This is a genomic window from Micromonospora sp. NPDC049366 (assembly GCF_044466625.1).
In the GTDB taxonomy this organism is placed as follows: Bacteria; Actinomycetota; Actinomycetes; order Mycobacteriales; family Micromonosporaceae; genus Micromonospora.
Genome location: NZ_JBITMV010000013.1, coordinates 208,337 through 224,778, shown reverse-complemented (window position 1 = coordinate 224,778; position 16,442 = coordinate 208,337). Strand labels below are relative to the sequence as shown.

16 protein-coding genes are annotated in these 16,442 nt (G+C 73.6%); 12 read left to right on the top strand and 4 right to left on the bottom strand.

Going from position 1 to position 16,442, the window contains the following annotated elements; genetic code table 11:
- Positions 1 to 544: 544 nt before the first annotated feature.
- Positions 545 to 1,831 carry a tyrosine--tRNA ligase gene (gene tyrS, locus ACIBTV_RS20050; protein WP_396706875.1) on the bottom strand — a complete coding sequence of 429 codons (1,287 nt, stop codon included), beginning with the start codon at positions 1,829 to 1,831 and terminating at the stop codon, positions 545 to 547.
- Here tyrS and ACIBTV_RS20045 point away from each other — a divergent pair.
- The 5 genes from ACIBTV_RS20045 to ACIBTV_RS20025 all read left to right on the top strand — a co-directional run bounded on the left by ACIBTV_RS20045 (position 1,743) and on the right by ACIBTV_RS20025 (position 5,805).
- A complete protein-coding gene (locus tag ACIBTV_RS20045) occupies positions 1,743 to 3,323 on the top strand; it encodes an RNA-guided endonuclease InsQ/TnpB family protein (protein WP_396706873.1) in 1,581 nt (526 codons plus the stop codon). The two genes, tyrS and ACIBTV_RS20045, sit on opposite strands and share 89 nt — an antisense overlap.
- 108 nt (positions 3,324 to 3,431) lie before the next feature.
- Entirely contained in the window at positions 3,432 to 3,824 is a 393-nt protein-coding gene (locus ACIBTV_RS20040) for a PaaI family thioesterase (RefSeq protein WP_396706871.1), read from the top strand.
- Positions 3,825 to 3,915: 91 nt separating this feature from the next.
- Entirely contained in the window at positions 3,916 to 5,142 is a 1,227-nt protein-coding gene (locus ACIBTV_RS20035; RefSeq protein ID WP_396706869.1) for an NRAMP family divalent metal transporter, read from the top strand.
- On the top strand, positions 5,139 to 5,519 hold the full coding sequence (locus ACIBTV_RS20030; protein WP_396706867.1) for a hypothetical protein: 381 nt from the start codon (positions 5,139 to 5,141) through the stop codon (positions 5,517 to 5,519). Before ACIBTV_RS20035 ends, ACIBTV_RS20030 begins: the two co-directional genes overlap by 4 nt.
- Positions 5,506 to 5,805 (top strand): PRC-barrel domain-containing protein, encoded by a 300-nt coding sequence (locus ACIBTV_RS20025; protein WP_396706865.1) that lies wholly within the window; start codon positions 5,506 to 5,508, stop codon positions 5,803 to 5,805. Before ACIBTV_RS20030 ends, ACIBTV_RS20025 begins: the two co-directional genes overlap by 14 nt.
- A 4-nt stretch (positions 5,806 to 5,809) precedes the next feature.
- Here the strand turns inward: ACIBTV_RS20025 and ACIBTV_RS20020 are convergent, their stop codons facing one another.
- The 3 genes from ACIBTV_RS20020 to ACIBTV_RS20010 all read right to left on the bottom strand — a co-directional run bounded on the left by ACIBTV_RS20020 (position 5,810) and on the right by ACIBTV_RS20010 (position 8,634).
- Positions 5,810 to 7,147, bottom strand: a complete 1,338-nt coding sequence (locus tag ACIBTV_RS20020) for a hemolysin family protein (protein WP_396706863.1) — start codon at positions 7,145 to 7,147, stop codon at positions 5,810 to 5,812.
- Between the two features lie 136 nt (positions 7,148 to 7,283).
- On the bottom strand, positions 7,284 to 7,973 hold the full coding sequence (locus ACIBTV_RS20015) for a hypothetical protein (RefSeq protein WP_396706862.1): 690 nt from the start codon (positions 7,971 to 7,973) through the stop codon (positions 7,284 to 7,286).
- A 28-nt stretch (positions 7,974 to 8,001) separates the two neighbouring features.
- On the bottom strand, positions 8,002 to 8,634 hold the full coding sequence (locus tag ACIBTV_RS20010) for a DapH/DapD/GlmU-related protein (RefSeq protein ID WP_396706860.1): 633 nt from the start codon (positions 8,632 to 8,634) through the stop codon (positions 8,002 to 8,004).
- Between the two features lie 278 nt (positions 8,635 to 8,912).
- On the opposite strand from ACIBTV_RS20010, the gene ACIBTV_RS20005 reads away from it, so the two are divergent.
- From ACIBTV_RS20005 to ACIBTV_RS19975, 7 genes are all read left to right on the top strand, one after another.
- Entirely contained in the window at positions 8,913 to 9,986 is a 1,074-nt protein-coding gene (locus ACIBTV_RS20005; RefSeq protein WP_396706858.1) for a Gfo/Idh/MocA family protein, read from the top strand.
- A gap of 55 nt (positions 9,987 to 10,041) precedes the next feature.
- Positions 10,042 to 11,007: an NAD-dependent epimerase/dehydratase family protein gene (locus ACIBTV_RS20000; protein ID WP_396706856.1), complete on the top strand. Its 966-nt coding sequence runs from the start codon at positions 10,042 to 10,044 to the stop codon at positions 11,005 to 11,007.
- Positions 11,004 to 12,185: a DegT/DnrJ/EryC1/StrS family aminotransferase gene (locus ACIBTV_RS19995; protein ID WP_396706855.1), complete on the top strand. Its 1,182-nt coding sequence runs from the start codon at positions 11,004 to 11,006 to the stop codon at positions 12,183 to 12,185. The genes ACIBTV_RS20000 and ACIBTV_RS19995 overlap by 4 nt, the downstream gene beginning before the upstream one ends.
- On the top strand, positions 12,185 to 12,967 hold the full coding sequence (locus ACIBTV_RS19990; protein ID WP_396706853.1) for an acetyltransferase: 783 nt from the start codon (positions 12,185 to 12,187) through the stop codon (positions 12,965 to 12,967). The genes ACIBTV_RS19995 and ACIBTV_RS19990 overlap by 1 nt, the downstream gene beginning before the upstream one ends.
- A 2-nt stretch (positions 12,968 to 12,969) precedes the next feature.
- Positions 12,970 to 14,091: a DegT/DnrJ/EryC1/StrS family aminotransferase gene (locus ACIBTV_RS19985; protein WP_396706851.1), complete on the top strand. Its 1,122-nt coding sequence runs from the start codon at positions 12,970 to 12,972 to the stop codon at positions 14,089 to 14,091.
- Positions 14,092 to 14,096: 5 nt separating this feature from the next.
- Positions 14,097 to 15,344, top strand: a complete 1,248-nt coding sequence (locus ACIBTV_RS19980; RefSeq protein ID WP_396706849.1) for an MFS transporter — start codon at positions 14,097 to 14,099, stop codon at positions 15,342 to 15,344.
- A 76-nt stretch (positions 15,345 to 15,420) separates the two neighbouring features.
- Positions 15,421 to 16,434: a TolB family protein gene (locus ACIBTV_RS19975; protein ID WP_396706847.1), complete on the top strand. Its 1,014-nt coding sequence runs from the start codon at positions 15,421 to 15,423 to the stop codon at positions 16,432 to 16,434.
- Positions 16,435 to 16,442: the final 8 nt, after the last annotated feature.

Here is a 16,442-nt window from a genome sequence, read left to right as displayed (position 1 = left end):
CAGCCAGACAAAAGCCCGACCAGTCCGGGGTATAAATCAATTTGGCACTGGCTTATCAAGCACCCTGTTGAGTTCTCAAAGAACAACCACACACCATCCGGAAACCCTCCACCAGGAGGACCCCCGTCCGGGGCATTTCGTCCCACCATGTCCGCCGCTCTCGCGCCGGGCACTTTTACTACGTTACCCGCTGGTTTCTGCCTTGTCAAATCGCTCTGTCGCGGTTTGCCATGCTTCCACCCTTTTCGCGGGCACCATGACTCAACCGGCTTTCGCCGTTCTCGTCACGGGTTCCGGCAGGCCGGCCGCTGCGGTCTCCCGCGAGCTCGCCCGGTGCCCTGCCGGTCGTAAACCTTACCCGGTCGGTTTCGCCGCACCAAATCCGCCTCGCGGCGAATCCGGGGCACCGCCCGGTCCTGCGCTCCGGCCTCCGGGGCTTTCGCCTCTTTCGTCCGTTCCGCGCTGGCAGAGAGAAAGTTACGCGCCCAGCGGATTGGTCGTCAAATCCGCTGGGCGCGTCCCGCGTCACATCGTCGACGTACGACTATCGCCGCAGCTCAACCCCGGCGAACGACCGCTTGCCGCGGCGCAGCACCAGGTAACGGTCGTGCAGGAGGTCGCTCTCCGTGACCGTCGCGTCGACCTCGGTGACCCGGTTGTTGTTGACGTACGCGCCGCCCTCGGCGATCACCCGGCGCCCCTCCTTCATGCTCGGCACCAGGCCCGAGTCCCGCAGCAGCCCGGCCACGTCGGGCAGCTCGTCGAGCTGCACCAGACCCGCCTCGGTGAGCGCGGCCCGCAGGGTGGCCAGGGTGAGGTCCTCCAGCGAACCCCGACCGAAGAGCGCCTGGCTGGCGGCGACCGCCTGGGCCATCTCACGCTCGCCGTGCACCAGCGTGGTCAGCTCCTCCGCGAGCGCCCGCTGCGCGAGCCGCGCCTGCGGCCGCTCGGCGGTCGCCTTCGCCAGCTCCTCCAACTCCTCCCGGGAACGGAAGCTGAAGAAGCGCAGGTAGCGGTCGACGTCGCGGTCGTCCACGTTGACCCAGAACTGGTAGAACGCGTAGGGGCTGGTCATCGTGGGGTCGAGCCAGACCGAGCCGCCCTCGGTCTTGCCGAACTTCGTGCCGTCGGAGCGGGTGACGAGCGGTGTGGTGAACGCCTGCACCGGGCCGGCGCCGCGCCGGCGGATGTAGTCGACGCCCGCGGTGATGTTGCCCCACTGGTCGGAGCCGCCGAACTGCAGCTGGCAGCCGTGCCGACGGTGCAGCTCGAAGAAGTCGTTCGCCTGGAGCAGCTGGTAGCTGAACTCGGTGAAGCTGATGCCCGTCTCCAGCCGCGCCTTCACCACCTCGCGCGCCAGCATCTTGTTCACCGGGAAGTGCTTGCCGACGTCGCGGAGGAACTCGACCACCGACATCTCGCCGGTCCAGTCCAGGTTGTTGACCAGTTGGGCGGCGTTCTCCCCGGTGTACGAGACGAAGGGCGAGAGCTGCTCGCGGATGCGCTCGACCCAGCCGGCGACCACCTCGGGCGGGTTGAGCGTGCGCTCGGCGCTCTCCTTCGGGTCGCCGATCTGGCCGGTGGCCCCGCCGACCAGCAGCAGCGGCCGGTGACCCGCGAGCTGGAGACGACGCGCGGTCAGCACCTGCACGAGGTGCCCGACGTGCAGGCTGGGCGCGGTCGGGTCGAAGCCCACATAGAAGGCCGCCCCACCGCCGTCGAGCAGCCGGCGCAGCTCGTCGGTGTCGGTCGAGTCCTGGATCAGGCCCCGCCAGAGCAGGTCATCGGTCAGGGAGTCCCGCCCGGGCGGCGGGAGGCTGCTGTCGCTCACGGTCACCGATTGTCCCCCATCGAGGGCGCCGGGCCGTACCGGGTTTGGCGAAGGGCTAGTGCGGTGGCCAGAAACGTTCGCCGAGTTGGTGTTGGTCGGGGAATTGTCGTACGGGTGGTGTGGGGTGTGGTTTGTGCCTCGCCGTCGGGATTCTGCTGCGCCGCGGGTCGTGTATCGCACGGCTCGGGTGGGGTTGCGGGTGACGGCGGGTCAGCGGCGGCGGTGTTTCGGTCTGCTGCGGTCGGCTGGTGATGTGTGGGCGTGCGTGTTGGAGGTCAACGCGTGGCGGCGGCGCCGCCGGGATGCGCCGTTGGCCGGCTATCAGGAGTTGTGCCGGGAGTTGGCCGTGTCGGGGCCGGGGACGTTCGGCGAACTGGACAGCACGGGTGCCCGGTCGGTGTTACGCCGGTTCTCCGACGCGTGGTTCGCCGCGGTGAAACGCCGTCAGACGGGTGAGGTGTCGGCGGGGTTTCCGCGTCGTCGTCGTGGGTTGGTGCCGGTGCGTTGGTATCACGGCACGTTCACGGTTGACGGGCGGCGGGTGCGGATCCCGACCGCGCGTGGCAGCGCCCCGTTGTGGGTGCGGCTCGGCCGGGATCTGCCGTATCCGGTGGAGCAGGTCAGGTCGGTCACCCTGCTGTGTGAGGGTGGACGGCTGTTCCTCGACGTCACCGCCGAAGTTCCGGTGACCGTCTACCCGCCCGGTGAAGAGCCGGACCCGGGACGTGTCGCCGGGGTGGACCTCGGAATCATTCACCCCTACGCGGTGGCCGCCCCCGATGGGGCGGGGTTGTTGGTGTCCGGGCGGGCGATCCGTGCTGAGCATCGGATGCACCTGGCCGACACCAAGGCCCGCCGCCGGGCGGTGGCCCACCGGGCGCCGAAGCCGGGGCAGCGGGGGTCACGGCGGTGGCGCCGCTACCGCCGCCGCGCCCGGCTGGTGGAGGGCCGGCATCGGCGGCGCGTCCGCCAAGCCCAGCACGAGGCAGCCCGCACCGTCATATCGTGGGCCCAACAGCAGCGGGTAGGGGTGCTGCACGTCGGCGACCCCCGTAGCGTGCTCGACATCCCGGCCGGACGACGGCACAACCTACGGCTGCGGCAATGGCAGATCGGCCGGCTCATCCAGGTCCTCACTGACAAGGCCACCCTCGCCGGCATCACCGTCCACCTCGTCGACGAACGCGGCACCTCATCCACCTGCCCCGCCTGCCAGCGGCGGATACCGAAACCACGTGGGCGCACCCTCACCTGCCCACACTGCACGTACACCGGGCACCGTGACCTCGTCGCGGCGGCCATGATCGCCACCCGCACCCCGGGCGGCGGACCCACCACCCCCACCACAACCGTGCTGCCCGGGGTGATCACGCACCGTCGAGCCGGCCGGCACCTCCCCGGCGCCGGCCAGTCCCGACGTGACCCCCGCCGCCCACCCCCGGGCGGCGCGAGGATCAGATGGCCCGCGGAGGCCCGCCCCACCACCCGGTGAGGAGTCGCTCGCCCCACAAGGCGAGGATCCACAACACCACCGCAAACCCGGTGAACGTTAGTGGACACCGCACTAGCCTGACCGGAACCTGATCGAGGAGGCGTACGCGTGGAAGAGCCGGATCTGACCGCGGGTTTCGTGGCCCTGCTCGGGCTGAGGATCGACGAGGCGACCGCCGACCGGGTGGTCATCCGGTGGGCGGTGCGTCCGGAGCTGCACCAACCGTTCGGCATCCAGCACGGCGGCGTCTACTGCTCGGTGGTGGAGACGGCGGCCAGTGTCGGGGCCTCGATCTGGCTGGGTGACCGGGGCACGGTGGTCGGCGTCGCCAACCAGACCGACTTCCTGCGGGCCGTCCGCGACGGCGAGCTGACGGCGGTCGGCACGCCGGTGCACCGCGGCCGCAGCCAGCAGCTCTGGCAGGTGGTGATCACCGACGCGCAGGAGCGCCTGGTCGCCCGTGGCCAGGTGCGGTTGCAGAACCTCTCCTCCGGCGGGTAGGACCGCCGGCGCCCGCTGACCGGTTTGCGATAACCGGGGGCTTCTGCCCGGTTATCGTCGCCTCGATGACACCGCCCGCCGCCGACCCGACGTGAGGAAGCTCCTCGCCGCGACGCTCGGCGTCCTCTCCGCCATCGGCGGTTTCGTGGACATCGGCGACCTGGTGGCGGCGAGCCAGGCCGGCGCGCGCTTCGGCATGGGACACGCCTGGGTGCTGCTCGCCGGCGTGATCGGCATCTGCGCGTACGCGGAGATGGCCGGACGGATCGCGGCGGTGAGCGGGCGGGCGGTGTTCGACCTGGTCCGGGAGCGGCTCGGGGCGCGAGTGGCGCTGGTCAACCTGCTCGCGTCGTACCTGGTCACCGTGCTCACCCTGGCGGCCGAGCTCGGCGGTGTGGCGCTCGCGCTGCGGCTCGCCTCCGGCCTGCCGTACCTCGTCTGGGTGCCGGTCGCCGGGTTCGCGGTGTGGCTGGTGCTCTGGCGGATGCGGTTCCCGCTGATGGAGCGGGTGTGGGGGCTGACCGGGCTGGCCCTGGTGGTGTTCGCGGTCGCCCTGTTCGCCCTGCCCACCGACTGGGCCGGCCTGGCCGCGAGCGCGGTGCACCCGACGGCGGACGGGTTCGGCTGGGGTGCCTACTGGTTCGTCGCGGTGGCGCTGTTCGCGTCGACCGTCAGCCCGTACGAGGTGGTCTTCTTCTCCTCCGGCGGGGTCGAGGAGCGGTGGAGCGCCGCCGACCTGGCCGACGCCCGCCTCAGCGTGCTGGTCGGCTTCCCGGTCGGCGGTTTCCTCGCGCTGTCGCTGGTCGCCACCGCGGCGGTCGTCTTCCACCCGACCGGGGTGACGCTGGACCGGCTCGACCAGGTCGCGCAGCCGGCGGCGCTGGCGTTCGGCGCGGTCGGTCTGGCGGTCGCGGCGCTGGCGTTCTTCGCGGTGACCTTCGGCGCCGCGCTGGAGACGGGGCTCTCCGCCGCGTACGCCGCCGCGCAGTACTTCGGGTGGCAGTGGGGCAAGCGGGTCCGCCCCCGCGAGGCGGCCCGGTTCCACACGGTCCTGCTGGTGAGCATCCTGCTGGGGGTGCTGGTGCTGCTCACCGCGGTGGACCCGGTGACGCTCACCGAGTACATGCTGATCGTCAGCGCGGTCACGCTGCCGCTGACGTACCTGCCCATCCTGATCGTCGCGAACGACCGGACCTACCTGGGCGACCGGGTCAACGGGCGACTGCTCAACCTGCTCGGGGCCGTCTTCCTGCTGCTGATCGTCGCGGCGTCGCTCGCCGCGATCCCCCTGGCGATCACCACGAGGATGGGCCAGTGAGGTTCCAGGTGAGCCGGCAGCTGCTGGACCGGCAGCTCGTCGACGTCGAGGGGAGGCTGGTCGGCAAGGTCGACGACGTCGAGTTCGGCCTGGACGACGACGGGGTGCCGTACGTGCGGACGTTGCTGGTCGGGCCGGGCGCGCTCGGTGACCGGGTCGGGGGTCGGCTGGGTCGCCTGCTGGTCCTGGCGGCCGAGCGGTTCGTCACCGACCGGCCGCTGGCCGCGGTGCGGATCCCGTTCGAGCTGGTCGAGCGGGTGGACAGCGCCGTGCGGCTGCGTGCCCGCGCCGACGAGCTGCCCCCGTCGCCGGTGGAGGAGTGGTTGCGGCGCAACCTGATCGAGCGGATACCGGGGGCCGGCCGTGCGGGCGGGTGAGCTGCTGGGGCGCACCGCGTACGACCTGCGGGGCCGGCGGCTCGGTCGGGTGGTGGACCTGGTGGTGCGCGGCGGCTTCCCCGACGGCCGGCTGCGCCTCACCGACCTCGTGGTGGACGGCCACTGGTACGGCCGGGTCAGCGACCGGCTGATCGGACCGGAACGTCACCCCTCCGGGCCGTGGGCGATCCGGCTGGTGGCGCGGCGGCTGGCCCGCAGCACCCGGCCGATCCCGGTCGACCAGGTCCGCCTGGATCCCCCGGTGCCGGGCTTCCCCCGGTTGTGAGCCGTCAGCGCGGGGCGGCCGGGGCCGGTTCACTCTCGTCGGGGGCCGGCCCGCCCTCCGCGGCGGCCGGTGCCGGGAGTCGGTGCAGCCGGACCTCGGTGATGGCCCGGTGGTCGATCCGGGCGACCTCCAACCGCCAGCCGTCGACGGTCACGTCCTCGCCGGTCACCGTGGGGATGTGCCCCAGGCAGGCGAGCAGGAGGCCGGCGACGGTGGTGTAGTCGCCGGCGGGACGGCCGGGCAGCTCGACACCGACGTCGGGCAGGTCGTGCACCGGGAAGGTGCCGGGCAGCCGCAGCGCGCCGTCCGGGTCGGTCCGCACCGCGCGCACGTCCCGGTCGGTCTCGTCGTAGATCTCCCCGACGATCTCCTCGAGGATGTCCTCCAGGGTGACGATGCCGTCGACCGCGCCGCGCTCGTCGACCACCAGCGCGATGTGCTGCCGCTCGGCCTTGAACTGGCGCAGCGCGTCGACCACGGGCAGCGAGTCGGGCAGCAGCATCGGCGGGCGGGCGCACTCGTCGACCGGGCGGTCGTCCGGCACGCCGACCAGGTCCCGCAGGTGGATGACGCCGACGGCGTCGTCGAGCCCACCGTGGCGGACGACCGGCGCCCGGGAGTGCCCGGTCGCGGCCAGCACCAGCCGGGCGGCCTCGGCGGTCGTGCCGCTGTCCAGGCAGAAGACCTGCAACCGGGGCACCAGCACGGCCCGCAGCCGCCGGTCGGCGATCTCCACGGCACCCGCGATGATCGTCTGCTGCTCCTTGGTGAAGCCGTGGTTGCCGGCCACGATGTCCCGCAGCTCGTCCGGGCTGATCTCGTCGCGCTGCGGGCTCGGGTCCAGCCCGACCAGGCGTACGACCAGGTCGCTGGTGGCGCCGAGCGCCCAGACCGCGGGACGGGTGAGGCCGGCGAGCACGTCCAGCGGGCGGGCCACCAGCAGGGCCCACCGCTCGGGGGCCTGCATCGCGATGCGTTTCGGGGCCAGCTCGCCGAAGACCAGGGTGACGAACGTCAGCACCAGGGTGACCGCCACGATGGCGACCGGTTCGGCGGCGCCGCCGAGCGCGCCGAGCAGCGGCACCAGCGGCTTGGCCAGCGACACCGCCGCGGCGGCGGAGGCGAGGAAGCCGGCGAGGGTGATGCCGATCTGGATGGTGGCGAGGAACCGGTTGGGGTCCTGCGCGAGGCGGGCCAGCACCCGACCGGCCCGGCTGGTGCGCTCCAACCGCTGCACCTGGCTGTCCCGCAGCGAGACCAGCGCCATCTCGCTGCCGGCGAACGCCGCGTTGAGGATGACCAGGACTCCGACCAGTGCCAGTTGGCCCCAGTAGCTCTGCACGCCCGGCTCTCTCCCTCACCCGACCGCACCGACGGCGCCGGTGCCGCCGGACGGAGGCCCCGGCCGGCGTACGCCCATCTGTGCCCAGCCGACGGCCCGGTGAATCCTCGTGTCCCCCGTCGGGGTGCGACGCGGATCAGGCCGCCGCGGCGACCCGGGGCTGCGGCAGGTCGAGCACGTACGCGTCGCCCTCCTGTCGGAAGCCGAGCCGGTGGTAGTAGGGGGCGACCATGCCGGGCGGGCTGACCACGCGGCGGAAGCCCCGGTCGGTGAAGAGGCGACTGCGGCGGTAGACGAACTCGCCGGGGGTGAAGTCGCGGAACCGTCGGGTCACGTAGTCCAGGTCGACCTGGGCGACACCGTGCGCCTCCGCGTGGGCGAGCACCACCCCGACCACCTCGTCGTCGCGGACCACGAGGAAGGCCGACCGGTCGCCCGACCCCTCGGCGGGCGACGCGGGCTCGGGCGAACCGCCGGCCGGGCGCTCATCGGCGGGCCAGCGGAAGCCCGGGTTGAAGCGGGCGATGTCGGCGGCGTGCACCCGCAGGGTGTGCGCCAGGAACTGGTCGCGGACGCCGACCTCGACCACCTGGTAGGTGGCCTCGTCGTGCCGGGTGGTGAGCATCCGGCGCAGGTACCAGACGTTGATCACGGCGAGGACCACGTTCAGCCCCACCATCGGCCAGACGTGCACCGCGGCGTTGTAGCCGATCAGGATCAGACACCCGAGCAGGTTCAGGGCGCGCAGACGGAGGATGCGGGTCTGCAACAGCGACCAGACCAGCACCGCGGAGCCGACCCAGCCGAGGAGTTCCAGCCAGTTCATTCCCCGAGCGTACGGGGTGCGCGGCGGATCAGCCCGCGGCCGTGACCTCGGTCAGCCGTCCCCCGTCCTCGCGGTACTCGGCGCCGGTGCGCGGGCAGACGTGCCGGCCGTCGCCCTTGGCGACCAGCGGCTCGCCCGCCCGGCCCACCCAGCCGATCCGCCGAGCGGGCACGCCGACCACGAGCGCGAAGTCCGGCACGTCCCGGGTGACCACGGCGCCCGCCGCGACCAGCGCCCACCGGCCGACCGTGACCGGCGCCACGCACACCGCCCGCGCCCCGATCGACGCGCCCTCCCCGACCACCACGCCGACCGCCGTCCAGTCGTCGCCGTTCTTGAGCCGCCCCTGCGGGGTCACCGCGCGCGGGTACTCGTCGTTGGTGAGCACCGCGGCCGGCCCGACGAACACGCCGTCGGCCAGCCGCGCCGGCTCGTACACCAGCGCGTGGTTCTGCAGCTTGACGTTGTCGCCGACCTGGACGCCGGGCCCCACGTACGCGCCCCGGCCGATCACACAGTCGCGACCCACCGTGGCGTCCTCGCGCACCTGGGCGAGGTGCCAGATCCGGGTGCCGGCGCCGACGACGGCCCGGTCGTCCACGTCGGCCGTCGCGGCGATCCGCACGTCGTCGCGGGGTGCCCGGTGCTCGGGGTCGGTCATCTGTGGTTCCTTCCGGTGCGCGGGGCGGCGGTGGGGGGTCGCAACGGTAGACGCTCGGCGACACAGCCGATGTCACCTAGCCGACGCAGCACCGGGAACCGGCCGTCCGAGGAGGGCGGACGAACCGAAGGGACCCATTGACCCCGGCGGCACCGGCGGATTTCCGTCTGTGCTCTGGCGTTGCCGACGACGCTCTGGATAGCTTGCCGGACGGACGCGCCCACTCGCTGACCCCCCTCCGCGTACGCGTCCTGTCCCCTCGAGCGAAACGGATGTCCGTGAACGCACCGCACGTTGCCGCCGACGAGCCGATCGGCGTGGCCGTCGTCGGGGCCGGCTACTGGGGCCCGAACCTCGTCCGCAACTTCCAGGCCTCCCCTGAGTTCCGACTGCGCGCGCTCTGCGACCTCGACGTCGGGCGCGCCCGTCGGGTGCTCGGCGACTACTCGACGGTCCGGGCCACCGACGACCTCGCCAGCGTGCTGGCCGACGAAGCGGTGCGGGCGGTGGCCGTGGCCACCCCGGCCGGCACCCACCTGGAGGTCGCCACGGCGGCGCTGCGGGCGGGCAAGCACGTGCTCGTGGAGAAGCCGCTCGCGGCCAGCTTCGCGCAGGGACGGGCGCTGGTCGCCGAGGCGGACCAGCGAGGGCTGTCGCTGATGTGCGACCACACCTACTGCTACACACCGGCGGTGCTGCGCATCCGGGAGCTGCTGCACGGCGGCGACCTGGGTGAGCTGCAGTTCCTGGACTCCGTACGCATCAATCTGGGGCTGGTGCAGCGCGACATCGACGTGATGTGGGACCTGGCGCCGCACGACCTGTCCATCCTGGACTTCATCCTGCCGCCGGGGGTGGCGCCGGTGTCCGTGGCCGCGCACGGCGCGGACCGGATCGGCGCCGGTCGGGCCTGCGTCGCCTACCTGACGCTGCACCTCAACACCGGGGCCATCGCGCACATCCACGTCAACTGGCTCTCACCGGTGAAGATCCGCACCACGATCATCGGCGGGTCGAAGCGCACCCTGGTCTGGGACGACCTCAACCCGAGCCAGCGGCTGTCCATCTTCGACCGGGGAGTGGACGTGGCGTCGGCCGACGAGCTCGGCGACGAGCAGCGCCGCGACATGCTCGTCTCCTACCGCTCGGGTGACATGGTCGCGCCGGCGCTGACCGAACGGGAGGCGCTGCGCACGATGGTCGAGGAGTACGCCCGCTCGATCCGCACCGGCACGCCCGCGCTGACCGACGGGCGGGCCGGCCTGCGGGTCATCGCCGTCCTGGAGGCGGCCTCGCGGAGCCTCGCCGACGGCGGTCGCCTGGTCGACCTCGACGAGTGGGTCGAGGCGTGAGCACATCGTCGGCGCGCGGCCAGCGGCCGACACGAAGCGGAGCGGAGCGGTCGGAATGAGCGCAGTGGAGATCGCCGGGGCCCGGGCCCTGGTCACCGGCGGGGCGGGCACCATCGGCTCACACGTCGTCGACGAACTGGTCGCCGGCGGAGCGGCCGAGATCATCGTGCTGGACAACCTCGTCCGGGGCCGGCGGGAGAACCTGGCCCGCGCGTTGCCGCACGACGGCGTACGCCTGGTGGAGGGCGACATCCGCGACGCCGCGCTGGTGCGCGAGCTGACCGAGGGCACGGACCTGGTCTTCCACCTCGCCGCGATCCGCATCACCCAGTGCGCCCAGGAGCCCCGGCTCGCCAACGAGGTGCTGGTCGACGGCACCTTCAACGTGCTGGAGGCGGCGGCCGCGGCCGGCGTCCGCAAGGTGGTCCTCTCCTCGTCGGCGTCCGTCTACGGGCTGGCCGACGAGTTCCCGACCACCGAGCGGCACCACCCGTACCACAACGACACGTTCTACGGCGCGGCGAAGGCGTTCAACGAGGGCATGGCCCGCAGCTTCCACAGCATGTACGGCCTGGACTACGTCGCCCTGCGCTACTTCAACGTGTACGGGCCCCGGATGGACATCCACGGCCTCTACACCGAGGTCCTGATCCGCTGGATGGAGCGCATCGCGTCGGGCACTCCCCCGCTGATCCTCGGCGACGGCCTCCAGACGATGGACTTCGTGCACGTCGCCGACATCGCCCGGGCCAACATCCTGGCCGCCCGCGCCGACGTCACCGACGAGGTGTTCAACGTCGCCAGCGGCGTCGAGACCAGCCTCGGCGAGCTGGCGCAGGCGCTCAGCGAGGTCATGAAGTCCGACCTGCCGCCGGAGTACGGCCCGGCCCGCGCGGTCAACGGTGTCACCCGCCGCCTGGCCGACACCAGCGCGGCCGAGCGGAAGCTGGGCTTCCGCGCCCAGATCGGCCTGCACGAGGGTCTGCAGGGCCTGGTCGACTGGTGGCGGGCGGAGCAGTGAGCGCGCCCAGCGAGACCGGCACGCACAGCCCGTCGGACGCACCGGCGCCGCGCCGCATCCCGGTGATGATTCCCCAGCTCGGTGAGGAGGAGGCGCTGGCCGCCGCCGAGGCGGTCCGCTCCGGCTGGGTCGCCCAGGGCCCCCGGGTGGCCCGCTTCGAGCGCGAGTTCGCCGCGCTGGTCGGCGCCGAGCACGGCGTCGCGGTCAGCTCCTGCACGACCGCGCTGCACCTGGCGCTGGTGCTGCGGGACGTGGGCCCGGGCGACGAGGTGGTCGTCCCGTCGTTCTCCTTCATCGCGACCGCCAACGCCGTGCGCTACGTCGGGGCGACACCGGTCTTCGCCGACGTCGACCTCGCCACCGGCAACGTGACCGTGGAGACCGTCGACGCGGTCCGCACCGCCCGCACCCGCGCGGTGATCGCCGTGCACCAGGGCGGCGTGCCGTTCGACGTGGCCGCGCTGCGCGCCGCCGCCGACCGGTGGGGCGTGGTGCTGGTCGAGGACGCCGCCTGCGCGGCCGGCTCGACCGCGTACGGGCGGCCCGTCGGGGCCGGTGCGACGGTCTCGGCCTGGTCGTTCCACCCCCGCAAGCTGCTCACCACCGGTGAGGGCGGGATGGTCACGCTGGACGACCCGCAGGGGGCGGCCCGCCTGCGCCGGCTGCGGGAACACGGGATGAACGTGTCCGCCGCCGACCGGCACGCCAGCGCCCAGCCGGTGCTGGAGGCGTACCTGGAGACCGCGTTCAACTACCGGATGACCGACATCCAGGCGGCGATCGGGCTGGTCCAGCTCGGCCGCCTGACCGGGCTGGTGGCGCAGCGACGCGCCCTCGCCGCCCGCTACCAGGCCCTCCTCGGCGACGTCGACGGTCTGGTGCCGGTCCGCGACCCGGCGTACGGCGAGACCAACTACCAGTCGTTCTGGGTACGCGTCGACCCGGCGTACGGGGTCGGCCGCGACGACGTCCTCGCGGAGCTGGCCGCGGCCGGCGTGTCCGCCCGGCGGGGCATCATGGCCGCCCACCTGGAACCCGCGTACGCGGACGTGACGCCCGCGCCGCTGCCCGTCACCGAGCGGCTCACCCGCGACTCGCTGATCCTGCCGCTGCACCACGCGCTGACCGTGGACGACCAGGACCACGTCGTCGGCGTGCTGCGCAAGCTGGCCCCCTGATGCGCGACCTCGTCATCGTCGGCGCGGGCGGCTTCGCGCGGGAGACGGCCGCGGCGGTCCACGCCGTCAACCACGTCCGCCCGACATGGCGGCTGCGCGGGTTCCTCGACGACGACGCCGCGTTGCACGGCACGACCCGCGCCGGCCTGCCGATCATCGGCGGCACCGACCGCCTCGACGAGCTGCCGGAGACGGCCGTCGTCGTCTGCGTCGGCAGTCCCCGCGACTACCGGGCCCGGCGGCGCATCGTCCGGCGGCTGGACCTGCCGGCGCCCCGGTACGCCACGGTCGTCCACCCCAGCGCCCAGGTCGGCGCCGGCAGCGTCCTCGGCCCCGGCACGGTGCTGCTCGCCGGGGTGGTGCTGACCGCGGACGTGACCGTCGGCGCGCACGTCGCGGTCATGCCGCACGCGGTCCTGACCCACGACGACCGGGTCGACGACCACGCCACCATCGCCTCCGGGGTGCGCCTCGGTGGCGGCGCGGTGCTGCGCCTCGGCGCGTACGTCGGCGCCGGCGCGCTGGTCCGTGAGGGCGTCACCGTGGGCGCGTGGTCGCTGGTCGGGATGGGCTCCGTGGTGCTGCGCGACGTGCCGCAGGGCGAGGTCTGGGCGGGCAACCCGGCCCGCCGGCTGCGCGCCGCCGACCCCGGGCCGACCGGGCCGGGCGCGGAGCGGTCGTGGGCGCGGTCCACGTCGGAGGAGCCGGTCGGGGCCGACGAGATGTCGATTCCGCCGGTGTCGTTGGGGAAGCTGGCCGAGCAGAGGGTTGTGGGGAGCTGACCATGCCGGGAATTCCACTCGTCGATCTCGCCGCCGCGCACGCGGAGGTCGCGGAGGAGGTGGAGGCCGGCTTCAAGCGGGTCATCGCCGACACGGCCTTCGTGGGTGGCGCCGAGGTCGCCGCGTTCGAACGGGAGTACGCGGCGTTCAGCGGCGTACCGCACTGCGTCGGGGTGGCCAACGGCACCGACGCGCTGGAGCTGGCGCTGCGCGCCGTCGGGGTGGGCCCCGGCGCCGAGGTGATCCTGCCGACGAACACGTTCATCGCCACCGCCGAGGCCGTCGCCCGCGCCGGCGCGCGCCCGGTGCTGGTCGACTGTGACCCCGACACGTACCTGATCGACGTCGACGCGGCGCTGGCCGCGGTCACCCCCGCCACCCGCGCGGTCATCCCGGTGCACCTCTACGGCCAGCTCGCGCCGGTAGAGCGGCTGCGGGCCGGCCTGGCCGGCCGGGACGTCGCGATCGTGGAGGACGCCGCGCAGTGCCAGGGCGCCACCCGGCACGGGCGGGGCGCCGGCGTCGACGGCATCGCGGCGACGAGCTTCTACCCGGGCAAGAACCTCGGGGCGTACGGCGACGCGGGCGCGGTGGTCACCGCCGACGCCGACCTCGCCACGGCGGTCCGCACGCTGGGCAGCCACGGCGGCCTCACCAAGTACGTGCACGACGTGATCGGGGTGAACAGTCGCCTCGACGGCCTCCAGGCGGTGGTGCTCCGCGCGAAGCTGGCCCGGCTGGCCGCGTGGAACGACGCGCGTCGCGCCGCGGCGGCCCGCTACGACGCGCTGCTGGAGTCGGTGGACGTGGTCCGCCCGGTGACCCTGCCCGGCAACGAGCACGTCTGGCACATCTACTGCGTCCGGGTGCCCGGCGACGGCGGCCCGCGACGGCGGGACGAGGTGCTGGCCCGGCTCAACGCGGCCGGCGTCGGCGCGGGCATCCACTATCCGGTGCCGGTGCACCGTACGCCCGCGTTCGCCGGCCTCGGCCAGCCGCGGGGCGCCTTCCCCCGGGCGGAGCGGATCGCGGCGGAGCTGCTCTCCCTGCCGATCTACCCGCAGATCACCGCCGACCAGCAGGAGCGGGTGGCGCAGGCCCTCGTCTCGGCGCTCGGCGGGTAGCCGGGGTGTACATCTCGGTCCGCGACCGGCCGGCCGGCGGGCGGAGAGAACCGACCGGCACGCGGGCCCCCCGCGTGGCCGGGACGGTGCTGCTCCTCGGTGTCGTCAGCCTGCTCACCGACGTGTCTTCGGAGATGGTGTCGTCGGTGCTGCCGCTCTACCTGACCGCCGTGGTCGGGCTCAGCCCCATCGCGTACGGCTTCGTCGACGGCATCTACCAGGGTGTCAGCGCGCTGGTCCGGATCGCGGGCGGCTACGCGGGCGACCGCGGCGGGCGGCCGAAGCTCATCGCGGTCGCCGGCTACGGGATCTCCGCGCTGAGCCGCATCGCGCTGCTGCCGGCAGCCGGCTACGCCGCGATCACCGCCGTCATCACCGCCGACCGCCTCGGCAAGGGGCTGCGGACGGCACCGCGTGACGCCCTGATCGCCGAGGCGTCGCCGCCCGCGATGCTCGGCCGGGCGTTCGGGGTGCACCGCGCCCTCGACACCCTCGGCGCCGCGATCGGCCCGCTGCTGGCGTTCGCGCTGCTGGCCGGCCTGCCCGGCGGCTACGACTCGATCTTCGTGGTGTCGTTCGCGTTCGCCACGGTCGGCGTGGCGGTGCTGGTGCTGTTCGTGCCGAACCTGCGGACCGCCGCCGGGACGGCCCGGGTCGGGCTGCGCCGGGCCCTCCGCGAGGTCGCCGGTCGTCGGCTGCGCCGCCCCCTGCTGGCCGCCGGGCTGCTCGGCCTGCTGACGGTCGGCGACGGGTTCCTCTACCTCACCCTGCAGGACCGCGACGACTTCGCGGCCCGCTGGTTCCCCCTGCTGTACGTGGGCACCAACCTCGCGTACCTGACGCTGGCCGTGCCGCTGGGCCGGCTCGCCGACCGGGTGGGGCGGGCCCGCGTCCTCGTGGCCGGCCACCTCGTGCTGCCGGTCTGCTACCTGCTGGCCGCCCTGCCGCAGGGCGGCCTGGCGCTGACCGTGGTCGTCCTGCTGCTGCTCGGGGTCTTCTACGCCGCCAGCGACGGCGTGCTGCCCGCCCTGGTGAGCCGCCTGGTCCCGGCCGAGACCCGGGGCAGCGGCATCGCCGCGGCGCAGACCGTCGTGGCGCTGGCCCGCTTCGCCTCATCGGTGCTGTTCGGTCTGCTGTGGACGCTGTCGGGCCCGCGGCCCGCGCTGCTGCTCTTCGGCGCGCTGCTGCTCGGTATGGTGCCGCTCGCCGCCTGGATGCTGCGCGGCGTGGAGACACGGGAGGTGCCGGCATGAGCGAGCGCAGCAAGCGAATCGGACAGCACAGCGCGGTGGAGCCTCATGACGGCGCCGACCGCAGGGAGGTGCCGGCGTGAGCGTCCGGGCCCGGATTGCGGTCCTGGTGGCGGTGCTGCTGGTCGCCGTCGTCGGCGCCGGCGGCTACGTGTGGCGGGAGCGGCAGTCCCAGGCCCACTCGCGGGCGACCGCCTCGGTGCCCACCCGCACCGACCTGGCGGCGGTGCGGGCTCAGCCGCACCTGGTGTTCCGCAGCACCGCGCTCGGCGACGGCTACGGCCGGGTGGCGGCGGTGCCGCTCTCCGCGCCCGACGGCCCCCGCGCGTTCACCCCCGCCTCCTGCGAGCGGGTCTACGCCACGGCGGCGGAGGCCGTCTGCCTGTCGGCCGAGCGGGGCGTGGTGACCACGTACCGGGCCCAGCTGCTCGACCGGGACTGGCAGCCGCAGCGGGACTTGCCCCTCACCGGCGTCCCCAGCCGCGCCCGGCTGTCCCGCGACGGCTCCCTCGTCGCCACGACCACGTTCGTGTTCGGCGACTCGTACGCCAACCCGGGGCAGTTCTCCACGCGGACGGTGGTGAGCCGGTCCCGGGCCGAGGTCGTCGGCGACCTGGAGACGTTCCGGCTCGTGGTGGACGGCCGGACGGTCACGGCGGCCGACCGGAACCTGTGGGGCGTCACCTTCGCCGACGACGACCGGTTCTACGCCACCGCCGCGAGCGGCGGGAAGACGTGGCTGGTGGAGGGTCACCTGTCGACGCGGCAGCTGACCGCGCTGCGCCGCGACGCCGAATGCCCGTCGCTGTCGCCGGACCGGACCCGGATCGCCTTCAAGAAGCACGGCGACCTGCCGCCGGGCCGGTGGCGCCTCGCGGTCTACGACCTGGCCACCGGTGCGGAGACCCTGCTCGCCGAGACCCGCAGCGTCGACGACCAGGTGGAGTGGCTGGACGACGAGCAGGTCGTCTACGGCCTGGCCCGGCAGAGCCAGGGCACCGCGAGCAGCGACGTCTGGCGGGTGGCCGCCGACGGCAGCGGGTCGCCCCGGGTGCTCGTGCCCGACGCGTGGTCGCCCGCCGTGGTGCGCTGAGCGACCAC

Coding starts and splice junctions, on each gene's coding strand:
- ACIBTV_RS19985 (WP_396706851.1), top strand. CDS start 12,970: ATGCCGGGAATTCCACTCGTCGATCTCGCCGCCGCGCACGCGGAGGTC.
- ACIBTV_RS20010 (WP_396706860.1), bottom strand. CDS start 8,634: ATGACCGACCCCGAGCACCGGGCACCCCGCGACGACGTGCGGATCGCC.
- ACIBTV_RS19990 (WP_396706853.1), top strand. CDS start 12,185: ATGCGCGACCTCGTCATCGTCGGCGCGGGCGGCTTCGCGCGGGAGACG.
- ACIBTV_RS20000 (WP_396706856.1), top strand. CDS start 10,042: ATGAGCGCAGTGGAGATCGCCGGGGCCCGGGCCCTGGTCACCGGCGGG.
- ACIBTV_RS20015 (WP_396706862.1), bottom strand. CDS start 7,973: ATGAACTGGCTGGAACTCCTCGGCTGGGTCGGCTCCGCGGTGCTGGTC.